This window comes from Ruegeria sp. HKCCD7181 (assembly GCF_057221055.1).
The window spans coordinates 90,040-113,381 of record NZ_JBWVBC010000007.1; the positions used below are offsets into that span (position 1 = coordinate 90,040).

Genomic DNA, 23,342 nt, shown 5'->3' on the forward strand with positions numbered 1-23,342 from the left:
TCACAATCAGCGTGCCCCGTCGAGAATGTCGGGAAAAGATTGGCGAACTGCATCCAGATCAATCACAAGCAACGCCTCATAGCTGTCGGGAACAAAGGGATCCTCCGCCGCGACAACCTCACGCCCAAACAGCCAGCTGAGCCGCCCGGCATCCAGATTGCCCCGCTCAAAAGGTTGATCGCCGAAGTGATCCAGCAACGCCTGTAAAAAGGCCGCGTCGGCCCGGCGGTCCGCCGGCTTGCGATCGCGGAACCGCTCACGTTTCACCAAAGGCGTCGCGCCCTTGGGATTGGCACGTCGAATGATGAACTGGAAATCGGTTCCGGGCAGGCGACCGGGAAAGCCACGGTGTTTCAACATACCTTAGCCTCCTCGGACAAGCGGTTGAGAATACGGCAAAACCGGCTCATAAACCGGAGCTGAAAAGTCATGTATACCTCCGAAGGTGCGACACTGGGACAAGACGCGCTGAGGTCATGAAATCTGGCATTCATGGTCAGAGCCCCTCCCAGATACACCGGGACTCTTCCAACCGGTAGGCCTCGAAAAATTGTGTGGCGTCAGGCGCCCTATCGCCGAAATCCAGCGCACGGTCAGAGAACGAAATAACGACACGTGCAGGTTCCAGTTCATGCCGCGCCACATAGGGAACAGCCAGTGTTTCACACAAATGCGCCATGTCGACGACAGCCACATCATAAGTGATACGTCCGGCAGTCGACCCGATTCTGGGCGCGACAAAGCGGAAACGAACCCAGAGCTCGCCGGGATTGTCGTCCAGCAATACATTATTGAGCTCAACGGGCTGCCCCGAAGGAACCGGCAACAGGTTGCCGGCATGAGCTGATGCTGCAGTCAGAACCGCCATAATGACACTAATACCGACGCGACCCCAGAACCACCGGTGCCGGTCTCCTCCACCCGGGGTCGCGCGCGCGGAACCGCGGCTCTGCGCAAAACTATGTCGTGTCGGATGCTTCATCTGATAGCTGCAAAATGCTCTTTGGCTTGGCTTTTCTTTGGGTTGAATCAGGCGGAACACCCCGCCCGATCTGATTACAACGGTATGTTGTCGTGCTTTTTCCAAGGATTCTTCAGCTGCTTGTTCCGTAGGCTGGCAAAAGCCTTGGACACGCGGCGACGGGTCGATTGCGGCATGATGACTTCGTCGATGAAACCACGCTCAGCCGCAACGAAGGGATTGGCGAACCGGTTTTCGTAGTCCTGCGTATGCTTCGCGATCTTTTCCGCATCGCCCAGATCAGCGCGATGAATGATTTCGGTCGCGCCTTTTGCACCCATCACCGCGATCTCAGCCGTAGGCCACGCATAATTGAAATCACCGCGCAGGTGCTTGGACGCCATCACGTCATAGGCACCACCATAAGCTTTACGGGTGATCACGGTTACCTTCGGCACCGTCGCTTCACCGTAGGCGAACAGCAGTTTGGCACCGTGCTTGATCACGCCGCCATATTCCTGCGAAGTCCCCGGCAAAAAGCCAGGCACGTCCACCAGCGTCAGGATCGGAATTTCAAAACAATCGCAGAATCGAACGAACCGCGCTGCTTTGCGCGAGCTGTCGATATCCAGGCATCCCGCCAAAACCATCGGCTGGTTGGCCACGACCCCTACGGTCTGCCCCTCAAGCCGGATAAACCCGGTGATGATGTTCTTGGCGAAATCTTCCTGAATCTCATAGAAATCACCCTCATCGGCAATTTTGGTGATGAGCTCCTTCATGTCATAGGGGGAGTTCGGGTTTTCAGGGATCAACGTATCCAGTGAAGTTTCAACACGGTTGGGTTCGTCAAAAAACGGGCGGACAGGAGGCTTTTCACGGTTGTTGAGTGGCAGGAAATCCACCAGACGACGCACCTCGGCCAGCGCCTCGACATCATTCTCAAATGCGCCATCCGCAACCGAAGATTTCTTGGTGTGCGTCGACGCTCCGCCCAACTCCTCGGCCGTGACAACCTCGTTGGTCACGGTCTTCACCACATCAGGCCCGGTCACAAACATGTAGGAGGTATCTTTAACCATGAAGATAAAGTCGGTCATCGCGGGGCTGTAGACCGCACCACCGGCGCAGGGTCCCATGATCACACTGATCTGCGGAACCACGCCCGAGGCCATAATGTTGCGCTGAAACACCTCGGCATAGCCTGCCAACGAAGCAACGCCTTCCTGGATTCGCGCACCACCCGAGTCGTTGATGCCGATCACAGGTGCACCATTCTGCATCGCCATATCCATGATCTTGCAGATCTTCTGGGCATGCGTTTCAGACAACGACCCTCCGAAAACCGTGAAGTCCTGACTGAAGACATAGACCATGCGACCATTGATGGTGCCCCAGCCAGTTACGACACCATCCCCCGCAGGCTTTTGTTTTTCCATCCCGAAATCGGTGCACCGGTGGCTTACGAACATGTCGAATTCCTCGAAACTGCCCTCATCTACAAGCAGCTCAATCCGTTCGCGCGCAGTCAGCTTACCTCGCGCGTGCTGTGCATCAATCCGCCTTTGCCCACCGCCCAGCCGTGCATCGTTGCGGCGATCTTCAAGCTCGGAAAGGATATCTTTCATGCCGGTATTCCCCTATGAAATTTTGCAGGACAATACCGGGACATGGTCCTTGACCAAAGCTATATTCGGCAAATTTGCAAAACTTTGACAACCCTAGCAATGATAATTGAAAATTTGCTAATTAACAAAACAATTTGGAGAGCCCGATGGTATTTCCAATTCCGAAGCTCTAAAGGTGAACCATGCAGTTCAGCACAACCCCTATCAGCCGCACGCCCCCGACGATTGCAACACTCGTTTTGTTGTCCGGTCTGTCGGCACTGAGCATGAATCTGTATCTGCCAAGCCTGCCATTCATGGCCACCTATTTTCAGACTGACTACAAGACAATGCAGCTGTCCATTGCGCTGTATCTTCTAGTCAATGCAGTACTGCAAATTCTGATTGGGCCAATTGCAGACAAGGCTGGGCGCAGACCCGTTCTTTTGTGGGGTCTGGGCTTGTTCCTGCTGGCCACTTTGGGGTGCATCTACGCGCCAAACATTGAAATTTTCCTGGCTTTCCGAATGTTTCAGGCCGTGATTGTTGTGGGAATCGTTCTCAGTCGGGCAGCCGTGCGCGACATGTACGAACAGGATCAGGCGGCCTCAATGATCGGATATGTGACCATGGGTATGGCAGTTGTGCCTATGATCGGTCCGGCAGTCGGCGGATTACTTGAAGAAGCTTTCGGCTGGAAGGCCAACTTTTGGATGCCATTTGGACTGGCAGCGTTGGCATTGCTGCTGACTTATCGCGATTTTGGGGAAACGGCCGCGGCTAGCGGCAAGACACTGATGCAACAGTTTCGAGAATACCCTGAGCTACTGACTTCTCCACGGTTCTGGGGCTATTCGCTGTCATCGGCGCTATCGTCCGGTGCATTCTTTGCCTATCTCGGCGGGGCACCTTTCATCGGAACCGAAGTGTTTGGGATGACTGCAGCCGAAGTAGGCGTGTATTTCGGCGCCCCTGCTCTTGGGTACTTTTTCGGCAACTTCATCAGCGGGCGCTATTCAACACGCTATGGCGTCAATCGCATGGTGCGCTGGGGTTGCTGGTTGAACGCGATTGGTGTCGCGCTGTCGGCAGCGTTGTTTCTTATGGGAATGGGCACAGCCCTCAGCTTTTTTGGGCTAATGACCTTTGTCGGTCTGGGCAACGGCATGTCCATCCCGAATGCCACAGCCGGCGCGCTTTCAGTTCGACCGCATTTGGCAGCAACGGCCTCGGGGCTGAGCGGTGCCATTATGCTGGGAGGCGGTGCAGCTCTCAGCGCGTGGGCCGGCGCACTACTGACCCGCGAAACCGGTGCAATGCCGCTGTTGTGGCTGATGCTGGCGACTTCGGTTCTGGCTATTTTTGCCATCAGCAGCGTTATCTGGCGCGAAAGACAACTGGGCATGTAGCGGCTTGCACAGTTAGTTTTGCAAAGTTAGCCTAAGCATTCAGAAAATCTGCAAAGACACGCCATGGCCACTCAAAAACTCTACGCTGGCGCGAAATTGCGCGAAATGCGCACACGTCTGACCCTGACACAAAAGGAATTCGCCGCCAAGTTGGGCGTCTCACTGCCCTATTTGAACCAAATGGAGAACAACAACCGTCCGATTTCGACTACTGTTGTTCTTGCGCTGGCACAAGAATTCGGCATGGACGTGACCGAACTCAGCACCGGCGACAGCGAACGGCTGGTGTCAGATATGCGCGAAGTGCTGGCCGACCCGGTTTTTGCCGACACTGTGCCGCCTCTTGCCGATCTTCGGCTGACCGCTTCGAACGCCCCGGCGCTAGCGCGTGCCTTTATCGAACTACACCGCACGTATCGCCAAACTCACGAACGGTTGGCATCCTTGGACGAGGCCTTGGGGCGCGAAGACGCGCGTACGCAGGCCAGCCCTTGGGAGGAGGTGCGCGATTTCTTCCATTACTGCGACAACTATATCGATGCTGTCGACCGCGCAGCCGAGCGCTTTGCCTCACACGCCGAAGCACCGGGCGGTATTCGTCAGGCCGCACTCACTAGCCTGTCCGAGCGGGGCATACAGGTTACCTTTGCTGATACAGAAACGTTGCGCAGCTATGATGCGGCCGGAAAGGCTCTGCGACTGTCTTCCCGCGCGGCCCCACAAACGCAGGTGTTTCAACTGCTGTTGCAGGTAGCCCTGATCAGTCAGGACAAACTGCTAGAGGCAACGCTGGACTTTGCACGCTTCCAAAGCGACGAGGCCCGCGCCATTGCTAAAATTGGGCTGGCCAACTATTTCGCCGGCGCCTCGTTGATGCCTTACGGCCCGTTTTTGACCGCAGCCCAAGAAGACCGACACGATCTGGAACTGCTCAGCAACCGTTTCGGGGCCTCAATCGAACAGGTGGCGCACCGCCTGTCGACGCTGCAACGGCCCGGGGCCAAAGGTATCCCGTTCTTCTTTGTGCGTGTCGACCAAGCCGGAACAATCACAAAACGCCATTCCGCTACGCGCCTGCAATTCGCACGGTTTGGCGGCGCATGCCCATTGTGGAATGTTCACCGTGCCTTCGAGACACCGGGGCATTTCCTGCGACAGCTGGCCGAAACACCGGATGGGGTTCGCTACATCTCTTTGGCATGCGACGTATCCAAATCCGGAGGTTCGTTCGGTGCCCCCGTCCGCCGCTACGCGATTGCTCTGGGATGTGAAGTACGCCACGCCGAAGCATTGGTCTATGCCGACAATCTCGACATCAACAACGCCAGCGCCTTCGAACCGATTGGTATTTCCTGCCGCATCTGCGAGCGCCAGACATGCCACCAACGCTCAGTTCCGCCGCTGGAACGGCGCCTGACAATCGACGCGCACAAACGCGGCACACTACCCTATGAAGTGACCTGATATTTCCCAACTAAAATGCTTGGGGTGGCGAATTGCGGCGGGGGCAGAACCCCCACCTGCGATCTCAGCTTTTGGTCAAAATCGCCCAGATCTCATCTTTAAGTGCCGCACGTTTCTTGCGCAGCTCGACTTCTGCCAACTCTTCCATCGGGGTTACGTTGGTTTCTGCCCTGTGAACCGTACGGTTGACCTCGTGATACTCATCCGACAGCCGTGCGAAATGCGCATCTGTCTGCTTGAGCTGGCTCATCATTTCGACCTTATCGGGGAACTCCTCGGCCAGCTCATGCGGGGTGTGAGACATCCTGTTCGCTCCTTTGTTTAGCGTTACGTCTCAATGCTAAAGATACCTGTAAGGTACCGCATTGACGCGGATCAAATTCAGTCCGCACATCGCAACAATTCGGTAGCTTACGCTTCACCGGCAATCGCCGCGCAGCTTATCGCTGCGCGGTGGCCCAACCAGGGTGTATCCATGGCCGATCATTGGATTTGGGCAGCGGATCACGCCCCAGCATGTGGTCCGACACCTTTTCGCCAACCATGATCGAGGGCGCATTCAGGTTGCCATTGGTGATCTGCGGGAAAATCGAGCTGTCGGCAACGCGCAACGCTTCGACACCGATCACGCGACCTTGCGGATCGACAACAGCCTGTTTGTCATCCGCCCGACCCATGCGGCAGGTCCCGCAAGGATGATAAGCGCTCTCCGCATGTTCGGCGATGAAGGCGTTCAGCTCTTCGTCTGTCTGAACTGATGCGCCCGGCTGAATTTCCTTGCCGGCATAGGGCTTGAACGCATCCTGACCGAACAATTCGCGGGTCAGGCGAATACAGGTGCGGAAGTCCTCCCAGTCCTCTTCATGGCTCATGTAGTTGAAACGGATTACGGGGGCATCCTCAGGCTTGGCCGAACGCAGGGTCACCGCGCCACGTGACGGCGAACGCATCGGGCCGACATGAGCCTGGAACCCATGCCCCTCGGCGGCGGCTTTCCCATCATACCGCACGGCAATCGGCAGGAAATGGTACTGGATGTCCGGGTATTCAATGCCGGGCTTCGAACGGATGAATGCGGCACTTTCAAACTGGTTCGACGCACCAAGGCCGGTCTTGGTAAACAACCATCGTGCACCGATCAGCCCCTTGCTGATCAGGTTCCAGTGTTTGTAGAGCGTGATCGGTTGCAGAGAAGCTTTCTGGATATAAAGCTCCAGGTGGTCCTGCAGGTTCGCACCAACGCCCGGGCGATCCGCCACAACATCGATGCCATGCTCGGCCAGATGAGAAGCCGACCCAATGCCGGACAGCATCAGTAGCTTGGGCGAGTTTATTGACGAAGCAGCTATAACCACTTCACGCCGGGCGCGGATGATCTCTTTCTTGCCACCACGCGTCAGCTCGATCCCTGTCGCGCGCCCATTCTCGATGACAATGCGAGAGGCGAGCCCCCGAATGATATCGCAATTCTCGCGTTTGAGCGCGGGTCTCAGATATGCATTCGCCGCCGACCAGCGCCGCCCTTTCCAGACGGTTTGCTCCATCGGGCCAAAGCCTTCCTGCTTTTCCCCGTTGTAATCCCCGGTGACTTCGTAACCTGCCTGTTGCCCCGCATCCACAAAGGCTTTGAACAACGGATTCTCGCGTGGACCTCGCGAGACGTGCAGCGGGCCATCCGTTCCCCGCCAAGTGCTGTCACCGCCGTGGCCACCGTCATGCCAAGTTTCCATCCGCTTGTAATACGGCAATACGTCTGCATAGGACCAGCCATCGGCACCCATCGTGTCCCACGTATCGAAATCACGTGCGTGTCCGCGCACATAAACCATACCATTGATCGATGAAGACCCGCCGATCACCTTGCCACGCGGACAGGCCAGACGGCGATTGTTCAGATGCGGCTCGGGCTCGGATTGGTAACCCCAATCATAGCGCGACATGTTCATCGGATAGCTGAGCGCCGCCGGCATCTGGATAAACGGCCCGGCATCGGTTCCGCCGTGCTCGATTACCAGAACCGAGGCGCCAGCCTCGCTCAGGCGATAGGCCATCGCACAGCCAGCGGATCCTGCACCAACGATGACAAAGTCTGCTTCCATATTCACGACTCCTTGCCCCGCCGATCCAAGTTATGAGGCCTTCGGCGAGAGTATTTCCAGAAAGATGAAGAGGTCATTCTCCGCGCGGGAACCGCGCATTTTCCTCGACGTTATTCAGATCCATGTGGTTGCGCATGTACCGTTCGGACGCCCTCTGCAGCGGCTGGTAATCCCACGGGTAGTAGCCACCCTGGCGCAGCGCTTCGTAGACCACCCAGCGCCGAGCCTGGCTGGCGCGTACTTCAGCATCAAAGCGGTCTAGATCCCAACGCACCTCGGATTTAGCACGCAGAGTCTGTAGCGTTCCCGCGTGCTCCGGATCGTCGGCCAAATTGTGCAGTTCATTCGGATCAGCCTCGACATCATACAGCTGATCCGGGTCCAGTGCGCAGCGGTTATACTTCCACTTGCCATAGCGCAGCGAAACCAGCGGCGCGTAAGAGGCTTCGGCGGCATATTCCATCTTCACCGGAGCCGTTCGCTCAGAGCCGTTGGCAAGCGGCACGAGATCTTCGCCATCGGTCCACGGAGCGATCTCGGCCATATCGACACCTGCCAGTGCCCCAAGGGTCGGCGTGACGTCGATCGTTGAAACCGGGGTATCAATGCGGCCGACTGGCATGTCGGGCGCGGAAATCATCAGCGGCACGCGTGCAGAACCTTCATAGAAGTTCATTTTGAACCACAGGCCGCGCTCGCCAAGCATGTCGCCGTGGTCCGAGACGAACATGACGATGGCGTCCTGTCGAGTGGTTTCCAGCACCTCCATGATTTCGCCGATTTTGTCGTCCAGATAGGAAATATTGGCGAAGTAAGCGCGGCGTGACTTGCGGACATCCTCTTCGGTGATGTCAAAACTGCGCCAGTCGTTGGCGTCAAAGATACGTTTAGAATGTGGGTCCTGATTGTCGTAGCCCAGATCGGAAACTTCAGGCAGCAGATGCTCGCAATCTTCGTACAGATCCCAGTACTTCCGACGGGCCACATAAGGATCATGTGGGTGCGTAAAGCTGACGGTCACGCACCACGGGCGTTCGTCGTTTCCGCGCGCCAGATCGTAGAGTTTTGCTTTGGCGTTGTAGGCGACCTCGTCGTCGTACTCCATCTGGTTCGATATCTCGGCAATACCCGCACCCGTGACCGAGCCCATATTGTGATACCACCAGTCAATCCGCTCACCCGGCTTGCGGTAATCCGGGGTCCAGCCGAAATCGGCCGGGTAGATGTCGGTCGTCAAACGATCTTCGAACCCGTGCAGCTGGTCGGGGCCGACAAAGTGCATCTTGCCAGAGAGGCACGTGTAATACCCCGCGCGGCGTAGATGATGGGCATAGGTTGGGATATCGCTGCGAAACTCAGCCGCGTTGTCATAGACACCCGTGCGAGACGGCAGTTGCCCGGACATAAAGCTGGCGCGCCCAGGTGCACACAAGGGTGACGCAGTATAGGTGTTGGCAAACCGCGTCGACCGGGCAGCCAGCTTCTTGAGGTTCGGAGCGTGCAGCCAGTCCGCCGGACCATCAGGAAAGAGGGTTCCGTTCAATTGATCCACCATCAGGATCAAAATATTCGGTTTTGTCATTTTTCAGCCTCGAGCAGTGTTCTCAGGACGCGCTGAGCGTGGATCACGGCCAGCTGCGGCTCTTCCGGCGCGCTGAGAGCGGCGCGAATGTACAGACCATCGATCAGAGCAATCATGTTCTCGGCTGCTTCGACCGGTTCATTCATTAACGGGCGCAGGGCGTAGATCAGGTTCGATCGAATACGCGCCTGATAAATCCGCCAAAGGCGAAGGGCATCGTCATTGGTTTGCGCCAGCACGTAGAAAGTCATCCAGGCAGCGATCACATCCGGCGTAAAGCACGATTGGGCGAAACAAGCCCGGATGATGGCCTGTGCGCGCTCATTCGGTTTGGCTTTATTAAGCTCGCCCCGGGCTTCCGCGCCGAAATCCGACAGGATGCGGCGCATGGCTGCCAGAAAAATCTGCTCCTTGCCGCCGAAATAGTGATGCGCCAAAGCGCTCGACATCCCTGCCCGTTTGGCGATCTGACTGACCGTCACGTCGAGCGATTTCTGAACGCCCAGCTCAGCAATCGTCGCTTTGATGATCGCGTCGCGGCGGATCGGTTCCATTCCGAGTTTTGGCATTGATACACCCCTGGCTCAGGCCCTGAACCTAAACGCTAGGGGGTTTTTATTGACTCGTCAATCAATAACCATTCCCGGAACCTCAGGCATCTAGAATTTTGTACCAACGTCAGGCGGAGTGATTGCTTTCCGGTTCAGCACTGCCTCTCGCCAGGAGATAAAGCTGACCGCAGCCAGAATCAGCGTTCCGCCGCTGACAACCCAGATGTCGATGCCCTCGTGGAACACCAGCACCCCCAGCAATGTGGCCCATATAAGCTGAAGGAATGTCACCGGCTGGGTCACAGCAACAGGAGCCGCCTGAAGGGCAAGCGTCATGAAATAATGACCCGCCGTGGCAAAGCTTGCAATCAGGAACAGCACAAAGATGTCCCGCAAAGTGGGAGGTTCCCAGACAGCGACGGCAAATGGAATCAAAGCGATCGTGACCCAGATCGACAGATGGGCAACCACCACTGAAGGAGGGATATCGCGTACAAGCAACTTGGCCAGTAAATACGAGCCGCCCAAAGACAAAGAAGTTCCCAGCATGGCGAGATGCCCCGGTGATACTTCACGAAAGCCCGGGCGGAGAATGATAGTTACACCGATCAGAGCAACACCGATGGCCGCGATCCTGCGAAAGGCCAGCTTTTCGCCTAAAAACAGGGCAGCACCTATGGTGACGTATATCGGCGTCAGGTAATTCATGGCGGTGACTTCGGCCAGCGGAATGGTCGTCATGGCATAAAACCAAAGCATGACGGCCACGGCGTGGATGACACCCCTTAGCCCGAACAGCTGCAGTTGACGGGTTGTCAGTCGGGTCGTCACGATCGCGCGCATCGCCGGAAGCAGGAAAACCAGCCCAAGAACGTACCGCAGGAACGCCGCCTGAATAGGGTCCATGGATGAACCAAGCGATTTCACCAATGCGTTCATCCCGACAAAGGATAGCCCGGCAGCTAGCATCCAAAGCATACCGGCAACATGGCGGGACGAGGCGGAAGGAAAAGTCATGGCGTTGGTTGAACACCGAAAACAGCCGCGCCACAACCCTTCACATGGCAACAAGTTTCAAAGCGATACCCAACATTACGACACCGATCACAACGTCCAGAACCTGCCATGCGCGAGGCCGCGTAAAATAGGGGGTCAGAACCCGAGCTCCGTAGCCCAGCGAAAAGAAGAACACAAAACTTGAAGTCATAGCACCTACGGCGAATCCCATCCGGTCTTCGTATTGGGCCGAGATGGATCCGATCAGTACCACAGTGTCCAAATAGACATGCGGATTCAGCCAGGTGAACGCCAGCACCGTCAGCAAGGCAGCCCGCCGTGTGGTCCGCTGCCCCTCGCCAACCTTTATTGCCGCCCCGCCCTGCCACGCTGACCAAAAACTGCGCATCCCGTACCACGTCAGGAAAATCGCGCCACCATAGCGCATCACTGTTTCAAACCACGGCGCGGCTTGCGCCAGAGTACCGAAACCGGCGACCCCGGCTCCGATCAGTATTGCATCGGACAGTGCGCAGGTCAGACACAGCGCAAAAACATGCTCGCGCCGCAGGCCTTGCCGTAACACAAAGGCGTTCTGCGCACCGATAGCAAGTATCAGACTGAACCCAAGGACAAACCCGGCGATAAGCGATGTGGACATGAAGCCTCCAATTGTTGGCTGGTTGACTACATGGCACTGGCACCTTTAACAAATTAAAGAGATTTACCTTGATTAAGTTTGGCTAATGTCACTAGATCCACATCACCTCTCCGCGTTGGCAGCCATCTTACGCCACGGCAGTTTCGACGCAGCCGCCGCCGACTTGTCTGTTACACCCTCGGCCATTTCGCAAAGGATCAAGGCATTAGAAGATCGCGTTGGAGTATCTCTGATCCAGCGCGGTACGCCCTGCACTGGAACTCCGGCGGGGTTGCGGATCGCCCAACACGCTGCTGATATCGGATTATTGGAAGCTCAGTTAAACCGAGAGCTGGCTCTGGACCAAGAGACGAGCCCTGCCTGCGTCAGGATCGCAGTGCCTGCGGACAGCCTGGCCACCTGGTTCATCGAGGCCTTGTCACAAGTCGATGGCATGCTGTTCGATCTTGTGGTTGACGATCAAGATCACTCAGCAGAATGGTTGAGGCGCGGTGAGGTCAGTGCTGCCGTCACAGTCGGCGGTTCGACCGTAACCGGCTGCGACGCGACCGAATTGGGAACGCTGCGATACCTGCCGACCGCCAGCCCTGCCTTTGTGCGAACCTGGTTCAGCACTGGCGTTTCCGCCGAATCGCTGCAACTCGCGCCGTGCCTGACATTTAACCTCAAGGATAACCTGCAACAGGCTTGGATTATTCAACAAACGGGCGTTCGGATTTCTCCTCCATCTCATTTCCTGCCATCTTCGCAAGGGTTCGTCGAAGCTGCTGCTGCCGGGCTCGGCTGGGGTATGAACCCTGAAAACCTTGCTCGCCCTGCTTTGGACGACGGGCGCTTATGCGCGATTGTGCCCAACGCTCCTCTGGACGTGGCATTAAGCTGGCAGGTCGGGCGCATACTTGCCCCTGCCCTTGCGCCCCTGACCCGCGCTGTGCGAGACGTTGCGGCTCGCAGTTTGCTGCGTCCTTCCTAAGGATCGAAGTCAGGTCTGCATCGCCTTACCCTTTTTCGGCGCAGCAATGCGATAACATGAAAAAGCCGACCACAGGCTGACCAGGACTATGAACACAATAGCCGCAGCGACCTCATGCATGTGGGCAACGGCTGCCAAAGTAACCGAGAAAACAACTCCGGCCAACCGGCAGATAGCCTTTATGGCGGCCGCTCCCCGAACGCGCTGGTCTTTGGGAGCGACATCCAGAAAATACAGCCCTTTGGCGCTGCTTATTCCCGTAACGGCGACAGAAACGACAAACAAGGCAATCGCGTGCAGTTGAACGTCGTGGTCGATATGCATGTAATGAAATGCCAGCAACACAATACCAGTTACTGCCACCAAAAGCGCGCCTGTGACCATCACCGCTCGATGAGATTTCATGTTCACCAGCTGCCAAAGGGGCGCCGATACCAGATAGCCGGACGCCGATGAAACGATCATGGCTGTCAGCCCTTTGGCCGAGTGGTGATGAGCCTCTGCGGCGATGAGCGCAAAAAAGGGCACCGACAATGACACCACGACCAATGGCAGACGCATGACCAGATAACGGCGAAACCAGGCCTGATCGAACATGTCACGAATGCCTGAAACGATCTCGCGCAACGACTGGCGAGGAAAGTGCGGACCTTTAACATCGGGTTTTTTATCCGGCGCCTTTTCAGCCATCGCCAGAATGCACAGGGCGGAAAACAGAAAAAAGGTAACTGAGGCCGCAATAACAGCAGAATGGCGGGAAAATGGCGGATTTTGTTTAGTAACCTCGTGAATAAGCAACACCAGACCTATTGCACCGAGCCCCCCCGCACCCAACTGAAGATAGCGAATGACCATACGAGATTTCGATTTCAGTTGATCTCCAAACAGGTCAGACAGCATCAGCGACTGGGTTTCTTCGATCAGCCCGATCGCAAAAAACGCCGCTACAAAGGCAACCGCCGTCAATGGCACGCTACCAGTGGCCGCGATCAGCAAAGCCATCAACAGACAGGCGCCAATGCCGAGCTCGGTTATGGCGATCCCGCGCTTCTTCCTCTGTTGCGCCGCGATGGGACGCGCCAGAAAAATGTCCGAGATCATGTTGCCCACCATACGTACAGAGACCAGCGCGCCAGCCAAGAACATCGGCAGATCAAGCGACACCGCCAGAAAAGACAAAACGACCGAGGGACTACCCAAGGTCCATGCCACTTGCGACAGGATACTCTGGCCGGCCAAGACCGGCACATTGCGCTTTGACGGATCAGAGGTTTTGTTCACCATTCACCGGTCGCCCACGTAGCTCCGCACCTCAGGACGCGGACATGCCCGATTGCCGTTGGTCATCCACCGCGCTTTTCCAAGTGTATAAACTCGCACCGCTGCGGCCAAGAACTCAGTTAAGATCCCGTGGAATCAAAAAACCCGGCCTTTCCAGGCCGGGATTTGAAATGACGCGAAGTCGCTGCCGGTCAGAGCTGCGCCATGACTTCATCGGTGGCTTCGAAGTTGGTTGTGACGCGCTGAACGTCGTCATCATCTTCCAACGCATCGACCAATTTCATCAGGCGCTGCATATCCTCCAAGCCCAACTCGGTCGTTGTGGAAGGTTTCCACACCAGCTTGGTGGACTCGGATTCGCCCAGCGCCGCTTCCAGCGCGTTCGAAACCTCGTTCAGATCGGTATCGGCGCACCAGATGATGTGCCCGTCTTCCGAGCTTTCGACATCCTCCGCACCCGCTTCAATCGCGGCTTCGAAAATGGTGTCGGCATCGCTCGCGGACGCAGGATATACGACCTCGCCCTTGCGCTCGAACATGAACCCCACCGACCCGGTCTCGCCCAGGTTGCCGCCGTTCTTGGAGAAGGTCGAACGCACGGTAGACGCAGTGCGGTTGCGGTTGTCAGTCATCGTTTCGACGATCACAGCCACACCGTTGGGGCCATAGCCCTCATACCGGATTTCTTCATAATCGTCGCCCTCGCCCGCCTGCGATTTCTTGATCGCGCGGTCGATCACGTCCTTGGGGACCGAGTTCGACTTGGCCTCTTTTACCGCCAGACGCAGGCGCGGGTTCTTGTCGGGATCAGGGTCGCCCATCTTCGCGGCGACAGTGATCTCTTTAGACAGTTTAGAAAAAAGTTTGGACCGCGCGGCGTCCTGACGCCCCTTGCGGTGCTGGATGTTGGCCCATTTTGAGTGGCCTGCCATGTTGCGTCCTCGTCATCGTAATTGTGTATTTGGCGCTCATATAGACGTTAGCGGGGGGCAGGATCAAGAGAGCGGCTTGCTCAGGCCCCGCCAACGGGTATGGTGACGGCATGACGACGGATCAGATTATTCTTTTCGCCCTTTTCATTGCTGTTTTTGGAATGCTGCTATGGGGCAGATTTCGCTACGATCTTGTGGCGTTTACGGCTCTCATGATCAGCGTTGTCCTTGGTGTGGTGCCAGTGGACGATGCCTTTGCCGGGTTCGGACATCCCGCGACCATCATCGTGGCACTGGTTCTGGTTGTTTCCGCGGGACTGGTCCGGTCTGGTGCCGTTTTCCTGATCACGCGCACGTTGGTCGACTCTTCGCGCGGCCTTGGCGCCCATATCGCGCTGATGGGCGGGATCGGGGCAGTATTGTCCGCATTCATGAACAATGTGGCCGCGCTGGCCTTGCTGATGCCGGTCGACATCCAAACCGCCCGTAAAGCGGGACGCTCCGTAGGCCTGAGCCTGATGCCTCTGAGTTTTGCCACCATTCTCGGCGGTATGGCCACCCTGATCGGAACTCCGCCCAATATCATTATTGCCTCAATCCGGGCCGAGACATTGGGCGAGCCGTTTCACATGTTCGATTTTGCCCCCGTCGGTGGTTTGGCCGCTATTGCTGGTCTTGCATTCGTCGCGCTGGTGGGATGGCGATTGATCCCCAATCGCGGCCCGCACGAAGAAACTTCGGAGGCTTTGGCCGAGTACATTGCCGAACTGACCGTTCCTTCGGACTCGGCACATATAGGCAAGCGGGTCAGCGAGTTATACGAGGTTGCTGAAAAATCAGACGTGGCCATCATCGGACTGATCCGCGACGGCAAACGACGCTATGGCCGATCTGCCCATGCAACGCTGCACGAGGGCGACGCGCTGGTGCTTGAAGCACGGCCCGAAGCGTTGGATGAGTTTCGTGCTGCCCTGAACCTGGATTTCTCTGACACGCGCCGGCAGGAATTGCTGACTGCCGGCGGTGACGGTCTTGAAGTAATCGAGGTCGTAGTTCCCGAAAGCGCCCGCATCACCGGCCGTACCGCGCAGGGCGTTGGCCTTGCCTGGCGTCAAAGCACGGTATTGATGGGTATCTCGCGCCAAGGTCGCCGCATCTCCGAACAGGTGCGCAAAACAGAAGTAGAGCCCGGTGACATCCTGCTATTGTTGTGCCCCCGTGATCGCGGGGCGGATGTGACCGAGTGGCTGGGCTGTCTGCCGCTGGCAGAACGCGGGTTGAATGTCACGGCTAACGATAAAGCGTGGCTGGCCATTGGCTTGTTCGCAACTGCCGTGTTGGCGGCAAGTGTTGGGCTGCTTTATCTGCCGATTGCGTTGGGATTGGTGGTGGTCGCCTATGTGCTGACAAAGATCATGCCAATCGCAGACATCTACAATCACATTGAATGGCCAGTAGTAGTACTGCTGGGGTCAATGATTCCGCTGGGCAGTGCGCTGGATAGTTCGGGCGGCACGGAACTGATCGCCAATGCGCTGATCCAGCTGACAAATGGCCTGCCTGCCTGGGCTATCCTGACCGTTTTGATGGTAGTCACCATGACGTTGTCTGACGTGCTGAACAATACCGCAACTGCCATCGTAGCCGCACCTGTCGGGATTCAGATGGCTCGTACGCTCGAAGTCTCGCCTGACCCGTTTCTAATGACCGTAGCCGTTGCCGCTTCCGCGGCGTTCCTGACACCCATCGGGCACAAGAACAACACACTGGTATTGGGTCCTGGCGGGTACCGGTTCGGTGACTACTGGCGTATGGGATTACCGCTCGAGGTTCTGATCATCGCGGTGTCCATTCCCTCCATCCTTGTCTTTTGGCCGCTTTGACGGGTAAAGGCACCTCATGAAACGCTTTTTGACCCTGCAATTGCGCCCGGAAACCGATGCTTCGGATGCCGAGTTCGCGTCGATCTTAAATCGAAGCGGCCTGATGCCCGACCAGACCCACCGCATCAGGTTAGACTGCGAAGACTTGCCCGAGGGGCTGGACGTGACCGACTACGCCGGAGTCATCGTTGGTGGTGGACCGGGATGCGTCAGTGACGATCCGGCAACGAAGTCGCCGATGGACGCGCGGATCGAAAAGGCCATCATGGGGTTGATGCCTCAGATCACGGCGCACGATCATCCCTTTATGGGTTGCTGTTATGGTTTGGGGATACTTGTGGCCCATCTGGGAGGAGAGGTCAGCAAGGAACAGTTTGGCGAACCCGTCGGCCCTTCGACCTGCCACCTGACCGAGGAAGGCGCGCGCGACCCGTTAACTGCTAATCTACAGCCCAGGTTCGACGCTTTCGTGGGGCACAAGGAAGCAGTGCAAGCACTGCCTGACGGGTGCGTCCATCTTGTGGCTTCGGACCCCTGCCCGTTCCAGATGATCCGTTGGGGTCAGAATGTCTATGCCACGCAGTTCCACCCCGAAGCGGACGCGAAAGATTTTGAGCAGCGCATCAACATCTACAAAGATCACGGCTATTTCCCACCCGCGGATGCCCAAAGTCTGATCGATACCTGCCACGCCGCCGACGTGACGCAGCCCGGAGAAATTCTGCGCTGTTTTGCCCAGCGATACGGGTGACCCAACGGCGCGGTTGCCTGATCTGTTACGTCTCGCATAGGTTGATCTGAGCGGCTTTAAGAGGAGTTGTTCTTGGATCTGCTAATCAACGTGGGCCTGCCGCTGTCGCTGGCTGTTATCATGCTGTCGCTGGGGATCGGGCTTAAAGTAGCCGATTTCCGGCGCGTGCTGATCCGCAACCGGGCCTTTGCCATCGGCACGCTATGTCAGGTGGTGGTGTTACCCTTAGCAGCCTTTGTCACGGTCGTTGTCATCTCTCTACCTCCAGAATTTGCTGTAGGTTTCATGCTGCTCAGTTTTTGCCCAGGTGGAGTGACCAGTAACATCCTGGCAAAGTTGGCCAAAGGCGATGTGGCCCTTTCTGTCAGCTTGACGGCTGTTATCAGCCTGCTGTCGATCCTGACCGTCCCGATCCTCGCAGCATGGTCCATTTCCTACTTCATGGGCGAAGCTGCCCCGAATGTGTCCATCAGCGGGCTCGCTACAGCGCTGTTCCTGATCACTACCTTGCCCGTTGCGATCGGCGTCAGCTTACGACATTTCGCGCGCGGATTCGCCGATCGAGTGGATGGCCCATTGTCCAAAGCCGTAATGGTTTTATTCGTTCTGATTGTCCTGACCGCGTTGGCTGGGAACTTGCAACTGTTTGTCGACAATCTTGGCGCCATGGGCGCTGGCCTGATCTCGTTAAACGTCGCTTTGCTACTGGCCGGACTGGGACTAGCCCGCGCGGCAGGTCTGTCGTGGGATGAGAGCAAGACGATCTCGATCGAAACCGGTATTCAGAACGCAGCCATGGGGATCACACTGGCGGCTATAATTACCGGAACCGAAAACGGTTTCAGCCCGCTGTCCCTACCTTCCGTTGTATATGGTATCACGATGCATATCGTGGTCCTGCCGTTTCTCGTCTGGTTCCGCAACCGCTGAAAGGACGCCTTATGACCAACAACACTGCAGATGCGATTGTCGTCGGTGGCGGCCTGGCCGGGTTGGCCGCTGCCGCTGAATTGGGAGACCGCGGTAAAAAAGTGATTGTCCTGGACCAGGAGCCAGAACACTTCCTTGGCGGCCAAGCGTTCTGGAGCCTTGGTGGGTTATTCATGGTCGACACGCCGGAACAACGCCGGATGGGAATTCGCGACAGCCAGAACCTTGCCCTGCGTGACTGGATGGGCAGTGCCCAGTTCGATCGGGACGAAGACACATGGCCTCGCAAATGGGCAGAGGCCTATGTCGAATTCGCCGCCGGAGAAATGCGCCCATGGCTACATGCAATGGGTCTGCGTTGGTTCCCGGTTGTGGGATGGGCGGAACGCGGCGGATCTTATGCGGATGGGCACGGCAATTCGGTCCCGCGATTTCACATAACCTGGGGCACCGGGCCGGGTGTACTGGAACACTTCGTCCGCCGCGTACGTGATCACGTCAACTCTGGGCTAATCCAATTTAAATTCCGCCATCAGGTCAGTCACATCATCATGCAGAACGGTGGCGCCAAAGGCGTTTCGGGCGAGGTATTGGCCGACGACATCGCCCAGCGTGGCGGCAAGACCAATCGGGATGAGGTGGGCGAATTTGAAGTCTATGCGCCTTCCGTCATTGTCACCTCGGGTGGGATTGGGGGGAATTTTGAGATGGTGCGGAAGAACTGGCCACATGATCGGTTAGGACAGCCACCCAACGACATGGTGGCCGGAGTGCCGTTTCACGTTGATGGACGGATGATCCCAATCAGCGAAAAAGCGGGCGGCCATGTCATCAACGGTGACCGGATGTGGCATTACACAGAAGGCGTTCGAAATTGGAACCCGATCTGGCCCTCGCATGGCATCCGCATTCTGCCCGGGCCAAGTTCGATGTGGTTCGATGCGGAAGGCAACCGGCTGGCACCCCCCTGCTTGCCGGGCTTCGACACTCTGAGCACATTGCGAGAGATCCTGAAAACCGGATATGAATACAGCTGGTTCGTCCTGACGCAGAAAGTGATCAAGAAAGAATTCGCGCTTTCCGGTTCGGAACAAAACCCCGACTTCACCTCTGGCAGCTGGAAAGAGGTGATCCGTCAACGCATCCTTTCGGGCACAAAGGCGACAGCGCCGGTCGAAGCTTTCAAGGAAAAGGGCGAGGACTTCGTCGTCGCCAATACCTTGACTGAGCTGGTTAGCGGCATGAACCATCTGGGCGACGGTCTGATTGACGAAGCACATCTTCGCGCCCAAATCGAGGCGCGGGATTCACAGGTGGACAATCCGTTTTCGAAAGATGCGCAGATTATGGCGATCCTTGCGGCTCGAAATTACCGCGGAGACAAGCTGATCCGCACCGCCAAGCCGCATAAGTTCCTTGATCCGTCAAACGGCCCGCTGATTGCGGTTAAACTACATGTGTTGACCCGAAAGACCCTCGGGGGTCTTCAAACCAATTTGGACAGCCAGATGATCGGCGCAAACGGACAGGTCGTCCCCGGCCTGTTTGCCGCCGGCGAAGTCGCAGGATTTGGCGGAGGTGGCTATCACGGCTACAACGCACTGGAAGGCACGTTTCTGGGCGGTTGTATATTCTCCGGCCGCAATGCAGGACGATCCCGAGCGGTAGCCTAAGCTCTCTGCCCTATTGCGCGCGGACGAATTTCAGTATCGGTTCGCCTGCACTATCCAGCATCACCAGGTTATCACCTGCTACTGCATACGTTGCCACGTTTTGCAGCGCGTCGAAGAACGCTCTCTCAACCTTTTCCAATTCAGGCGGGCATGCCATCAATGTCGCAGCAATATTATCCGGGAAATCCAAACTACTGCCGGAAATCTCGGCTTGTCCGGTAAAGCGATTACAGCCACCGCTTCCGCCGAAGGTCCCGCCCGTCTCAAAAGAGATCTCTGGAAGACGCTCACTGTTAAGCGCGTCACCATTCAGCCCGATCGCGGTCCATTTCGTGTTTTCGAGCATCGCGGCCCCCTGCCCGCTTGCCTGCACCAGTACCAGATCAGACGAATTGCCCTCGCCGTTGGTCAGAACCGGATAGACCGTGTCCGTTGTGAACAGCAGTTCTTCTCCGCGGTAAATCGACCCTCGCACCGCGTAGCGCATCCCGTCCTGAATCAGCGCATCGTCATAGGCCAGTTCGAAATCCGCTGGCACTCCGTCCAACGCGTAACGCTGCGCAGCCAGAGTAACCGCTGCTGCATCAGCGCGCGAAATATCCTGCAATTCCACATACAGCGTCGCTTCGGGTGGAAGAGCAATCCGTTCGCGGTAAGTGGCGCTTCCACTCACGGTACCAGCCGAGCTTTCGCTGCTCAGCAAGGCCACTACAACTGCACTGGCCACAATGGTTTGACCGATCTTTGGAAAAGACATGGGCGTGTCCTTTTTATCAGATGCTTTGAAGAAAAGATCGGGTCTGGATAAGTGTTTACAAGACCGGCGCCCAAATATCGGCGGTTCTGCGCCGGTATCACAAAGGCCAGATCAATGGAATTAACAGCGAGGCAAGCAACCCGACTGTGATGTTCAAAGGCACACCGACCTTCAGGAAATCAGTAAACCTGTACCCGCCCGGACCGTAGACCATCATGTTGGTCTGATACCCGATAGGTGTCGCGAACGAAGCAGAGGCCGCGACCATCACCGCCACCACCAATGGGCGAGGGTCAATACCGACCGCCTGTGCCAGTCCAATGGCAATGGGCGTGACCACAACCGCAACCGCGTTGTTAGAAACAAGTTCCGTCAACACGGATGTCAGCAGATAGACCGCCCAGATGATCAGGAACGGTGGCAGCATTCCCAGACCAGGCGCCACCGCCTCAACGATCAGAGAGACCGCCCCCGAGGCGTCCAGTGCGGCGCCGATGGCCAACATCGAAAAAATCAGAGCCAACAGGCGGCCTTCGACAAAGGAAAACGCCTCATCCGCATCAATGCAGCGGGTCAACAGAACCACCGCGACCGCAAGGATAGACAGCAACAGGATCGGGGCCACTCCCAGCGCGGCCAAAACCACGATACCGGTCAGCGCGCCGATCGCAATCGGTGCATGGCTGCGCCGGAAGGCGCGCGCCGAGGGTTGCGTGACATCAACCATATCCATGTCGGCGGCCAGTTTCTTGATATCCGCCGGAGAACCTTCCAACAGCAGCGTGTCGCCAACCCGGACCACCAGATCATCAAGTTGCCGACCGATATTCTGGTTCCGGCGATGCACGGCCAGAACATAAACACCATAGCGGCGGCGCAGGCGCATCGCGCCCAGCGTTCGTCCGACCATGCGGCACCCCGGGGTGATCAGCACCTCAACCGTCTTTGTCTCGACCGCCGAGACCTGATCGACGCGTTTCAGCTCCTTGTTGGTTTGCAGACTCAGCAATTCGGTCATCTCGGTACGCAAGACAACGCGGTCACCCACATTCAACGTGACGCCCTTAAGATTGCGTCGCAGCGATTCATCACCCCTGATAACGTCAATCAGACGCACACCGGGACGTTTGAACAATTGGACACCCGTCACCTCGCGATCGATCAAGTTGCTTTCGGGGGGGATCACCGCCTCGGTAAAGAACTTCATTTTGGATCGGTCGCTGAGCATCGAGGCCATGCTGTCCCGGTCCGGCAAAAGGCGCGGCGCAATGAAACGAAGGTAGATCATCCCGTAGATCACCAGCGCAATGCCCAGAGGGGTGACCTCAAAGATCGTGAACGCGGGCATCCCCTGAGACCGCGCAACCCCATCCACCAACAGGTTGGTCGAAGTTCCGATCAGGGTCAGTGTGCCGCCAAGGATGGCTGCGTAGCTGAGCGGGATCAGCAGTTTTGAAGCCGGTATATTCAACGTGCGCGCGATCTGAACAAAGACCGGGATCATGACGACCACCACCGGCGTGTTCGATACCACGGCCGAAGCGATTACGACAAAAGCCATCAGCAAGCCGATGGCAAATCGCGGGTTCACCTGCGCCTGTTTCTGTGCGGTCGACGTAAACGCGTCCAGTGCGCCGGTGCGAACCAAGGCGCCCATGATGATGAACATCGCCGCAATCGTCCAAGGGGCGGGGTTGGACAAGACGGCCAGTGCACTTTGATAAGGTAATATACCAGTGACCAGCATCAGGGCCACGCCGCCTATCGCCACCACTTCAGTCGGGTAAACTTCGCGCAGAAACATGACAAACATGCCCGCAACAATCACCAGCGCCAGAATTGCACTGCCCATATCTGTAAGTTGAAGGAATTGCATTCGTGGTATTCTGTCCGAACCCTAACCTGGCCAACGCGCCTGGCGGTCAGTTTCTCGCATTGACAAGGGTAGAGCAAGCCTGACTTGCATTCAGGGGCCTGCCTGCTGCAACCGGCCACCTACACGGACCATATGGACAGACTTGGCCTGCCCATCGCGATCATCCGTTTCGACGAACACACCGCTCAGCGTCGCTTCGCCATTGGCGGGTGTGAACCGCGCCTTGGGCATGCCAGTGATGAAGCGACGCATTGGCTCCAACTTGTCCATACCGATGACCGAGTCATAATCGCCGCACATGCCGGCATCGGTCATGTACGCGGCGCCGCCAGGAAGAATTTGCGTATCCGCCGTTGGAACGTGGGTGTGTGTTCCAACCACAAGGCTTACGCGCTTATCACAATAATGCCCCATCGCCATCTTTTCAGAGGTCGCCTCGCAGTGCATATCGACGATGATGGCGTCGGCCTGCCCGCCGCGCGGATGAGATTTCAGGATCGGTTCGATGGCCGAGAACGGGTCGTCAAACGGCCGTTTCATGAACACTTGGCCAAGCACCTGCACCACCAGGACTTTGCGTCCACCAGGTGCTGTGTACAGGCGATGCCCCCGCCCCGGAGCACCTTTGGCAAAATTCACCGGGCGAACGATACGAGGCTCGCTCTCGATGAATTGCAGCATGTCTTTCTGGTCGAACGCATGGTCGCCCAGGGTTACACAATCGGCTCCGGCATCGAGCAACAGTTTGGCATGATCCCCGCTCAAGCCCATCCCGTTCGAGGCATTCTCGCCATTGACCACAACAAAATCCAGCCGCCATTCGTCGCGCAGACGTGGCAGGTGTTGCTGAATCGCGGCGCGGCCAGCGCGCCCCATGACGTCACCCAGAAAAAGTATTCTCATTCGAACTGTCCTAAGTGTGGTGTTTGACAAGCACAAGCGGTTAAGCTGCGGAC

General features: G+C 57.0%; 21 protein-coding genes. 7 read left to right on the plus strand and 14 right to left on the minus strand.

Annotated elements, in window-relative coordinates:
• Window positions 1–6: 6 nt before the first annotated feature.
• The 3 genes from AC2TCY_RS14725 to AC2TCY_RS14735 all read right to left on the minus strand — a co-directional run bounded on the left by AC2TCY_RS14725 (window position 7) and on the right by AC2TCY_RS14735 (window position 2,589).
• Window positions 7–360, minus strand: coding sequence for a hypothetical protein (locus AC2TCY_RS14725; protein ID WP_480848436.1), 354 nt, complete (start codon window positions 358–360; stop codon window positions 7–9).
• Between the two features lie 136 nt (window positions 361–496).
• A complete protein-coding gene (locus tag AC2TCY_RS14730; protein ID WP_480848438.1) occupies window positions 497–982 on the minus strand; it encodes a DUF6497 family protein in 486 nt (161 codons plus the stop codon).
• A 74-nt stretch (window positions 983–1,056) separates the two neighbouring features.
• Window positions 1,057–2,589 carry an acyl-CoA carboxylase subunit beta gene (locus AC2TCY_RS14735; RefSeq protein WP_480848440.1) on the minus strand — a complete coding sequence of 511 codons (1,533 nt, stop codon included), beginning with the start codon at window positions 2,587–2,589 and terminating at the stop codon, window positions 1,057–1,059.
• Window positions 2,590–2,771: 182 nt separating this feature from the next.
• On the opposite strand from AC2TCY_RS14735, the gene AC2TCY_RS14740 reads away from it, so the two are divergent.
• Entirely contained in the window at window positions 2,772–3,977 is a 1,206-nt protein-coding gene (locus AC2TCY_RS14740; protein WP_480848442.1) for a multidrug effflux MFS transporter, read from the plus strand.
• 63 nt (window positions 3,978–4,040) lie between these two features.
• On the plus strand, window positions 4,041–5,441 hold the full coding sequence (locus tag AC2TCY_RS14745) for a helix-turn-helix domain-containing protein (protein WP_480848444.1): 1,401 nt from the start codon (window positions 4,041–4,043) through the stop codon (window positions 5,439–5,441).
• 64 nt (window positions 5,442–5,505) lie between these two features.
• On the opposite strand, the gene AC2TCY_RS14750 is transcribed toward AC2TCY_RS14745, so the two are convergent.
• The 6 genes from AC2TCY_RS14750 to AC2TCY_RS14775 form a co-directional block, all read right to left on the minus strand.
• A complete protein-coding gene (locus AC2TCY_RS14750; RefSeq protein WP_480848446.1) occupies window positions 5,506–5,745 on the minus strand; it encodes an HP1242/YdcH family protein in 240 nt (79 codons plus the stop codon).
• Between the two features lie 136 nt (window positions 5,746–5,881).
• Window positions 5,882–7,540, minus strand: a complete 1,659-nt coding sequence (gene betA, locus AC2TCY_RS14755) for a choline dehydrogenase (RefSeq protein ID WP_480848448.1) — start codon at window positions 7,538–7,540, stop codon at window positions 5,882–5,884.
• A 73-nt stretch (window positions 7,541–7,613) separates the two neighbouring features.
• Window positions 7,614–9,122, minus strand: coding sequence for a choline-sulfatase (betC, locus tag AC2TCY_RS14760; protein WP_480848450.1), 1,509 nt, complete (start codon window positions 9,120–9,122; stop codon window positions 7,614–7,616).
• A complete protein-coding gene (gene betI, locus AC2TCY_RS14765) occupies window positions 9,119–9,691 on the minus strand; it encodes a choline-binding transcriptional repressor BetI (RefSeq protein ID WP_480848452.1) in 573 nt (190 codons plus the stop codon). The genes betC and betI overlap by 4 nt, the downstream gene beginning before the upstream one ends.
• A 90-nt stretch (window positions 9,692–9,781) precedes the next feature.
• On the minus strand, window positions 9,782–10,690 hold the full coding sequence (locus AC2TCY_RS14770; RefSeq protein ID WP_480848454.1) for a DMT family transporter: 909 nt from the start codon (window positions 10,688–10,690) through the stop codon (window positions 9,782–9,784).
• 40 nt (window positions 10,691–10,730) lie between these two features.
• Window positions 10,731–11,330 (minus strand): LysE/ArgO family amino acid transporter, encoded by a 600-nt coding sequence (locus tag AC2TCY_RS14775; protein WP_480848455.1) that lies wholly within the window; start codon window positions 11,328–11,330, stop codon window positions 10,731–10,733.
• A gap of 85 nt (window positions 11,331–11,415) precedes the next feature.
• Between AC2TCY_RS14775 and AC2TCY_RS14780 the strand changes: the two genes are divergently transcribed.
• Entirely contained in the window at window positions 11,416–12,303 is an 888-nt protein-coding gene (locus AC2TCY_RS14780; RefSeq protein WP_480848456.1) for a LysR family transcriptional regulator ArgP, read from the plus strand.
• 9 nt (window positions 12,304–12,312) lie between these two features.
• On the opposite strand, the gene AC2TCY_RS14785 is transcribed toward AC2TCY_RS14780, so the two are convergent.
• Together AC2TCY_RS14785 and AC2TCY_RS14790 are read right to left on the minus strand one after the other, a co-directional pair.
• Complete coding sequence (locus AC2TCY_RS14785; RefSeq protein WP_480848458.1) at window positions 12,313–13,587, minus strand: permease; 1,275 nt, start codon at window positions 13,585–13,587, stop codon at window positions 12,313–12,315.
• A 188-nt stretch (window positions 13,588–13,775) separates the two neighbouring features.
• Complete coding sequence (locus AC2TCY_RS14790) at window positions 13,776–14,516, minus strand: YebC/PmpR family DNA-binding transcriptional regulator (protein WP_480848460.1); 741 nt, start codon at window positions 14,514–14,516, stop codon at window positions 13,776–13,778.
• A 110-nt stretch (window positions 14,517–14,626) separates the two neighbouring features.
• Here AC2TCY_RS14790 and AC2TCY_RS14795 point away from each other — a divergent pair, with 110 nt between their 5' ends.
• From AC2TCY_RS14795 to AC2TCY_RS14810, 4 genes are all read left to right on the plus strand, one after another.
• Window positions 14,627–16,399 carry an SLC13 family permease gene (locus tag AC2TCY_RS14795; RefSeq protein WP_480848461.1) on the plus strand — a complete coding sequence of 591 codons (1,773 nt, stop codon included), beginning with the start codon at window positions 14,627–14,629 and terminating at the stop codon, window positions 16,397–16,399.
• A 16-nt stretch (window positions 16,400–16,415) separates the two neighbouring features.
• On the plus strand, window positions 16,416–17,150 hold the full coding sequence (locus AC2TCY_RS14800; protein ID WP_480848462.1) for a glutamine amidotransferase: 735 nt from the start codon (window positions 16,416–16,418) through the stop codon (window positions 17,148–17,150).
• Between the two features lie 72 nt (window positions 17,151–17,222).
• The gene (locus AC2TCY_RS14805) at window positions 17,223–18,080 is read left to right on the plus strand and encodes a bile acid:sodium symporter family protein (protein ID WP_480848464.1); all 858 of its coding nucleotides are present in this window, start codon (window positions 17,223–17,225) and stop codon (window positions 18,078–18,080) included.
• Window positions 18,081–18,091: 11 nt separating this feature from the next.
• Window positions 18,092–19,753: an FAD-binding dehydrogenase gene (locus tag AC2TCY_RS14810; protein ID WP_480848466.1), complete on the plus strand. Its 1,662-nt coding sequence runs from the start codon at window positions 18,092–18,094 to the stop codon at window positions 19,751–19,753.
• 10 nt (window positions 19,754–19,763) lie between these two features.
• On the opposite strand, the gene AC2TCY_RS14815 is transcribed toward AC2TCY_RS14810, so the two are convergent.
• From AC2TCY_RS14815 to AC2TCY_RS14825, 3 genes are all read right to left on the minus strand, one after another.
• Entirely contained in the window at window positions 19,764–20,510 is a 747-nt protein-coding gene (locus AC2TCY_RS14815; protein ID WP_480848468.1) for a YbaY family lipoprotein, read from the minus strand.
• Window positions 20,511–20,607: 97 nt separating this feature from the next.
• On the minus strand, window positions 20,608–22,386 hold the full coding sequence (locus tag AC2TCY_RS14820; RefSeq protein WP_480848469.1) for an SLC13 family permease: 1,779 nt from the start codon (window positions 22,384–22,386) through the stop codon (window positions 20,608–20,610).
• Between the two features lie 90 nt (window positions 22,387–22,476).
• Window positions 22,477–23,289 (minus strand): TIGR00282 family metallophosphoesterase, encoded by an 813-nt coding sequence (locus AC2TCY_RS14825; RefSeq protein ID WP_480848471.1) that lies wholly within the window; start codon window positions 23,287–23,289, stop codon window positions 22,477–22,479.
• Between the last annotated feature and the right edge of the window lie 53 nt (window positions 23,290–23,342).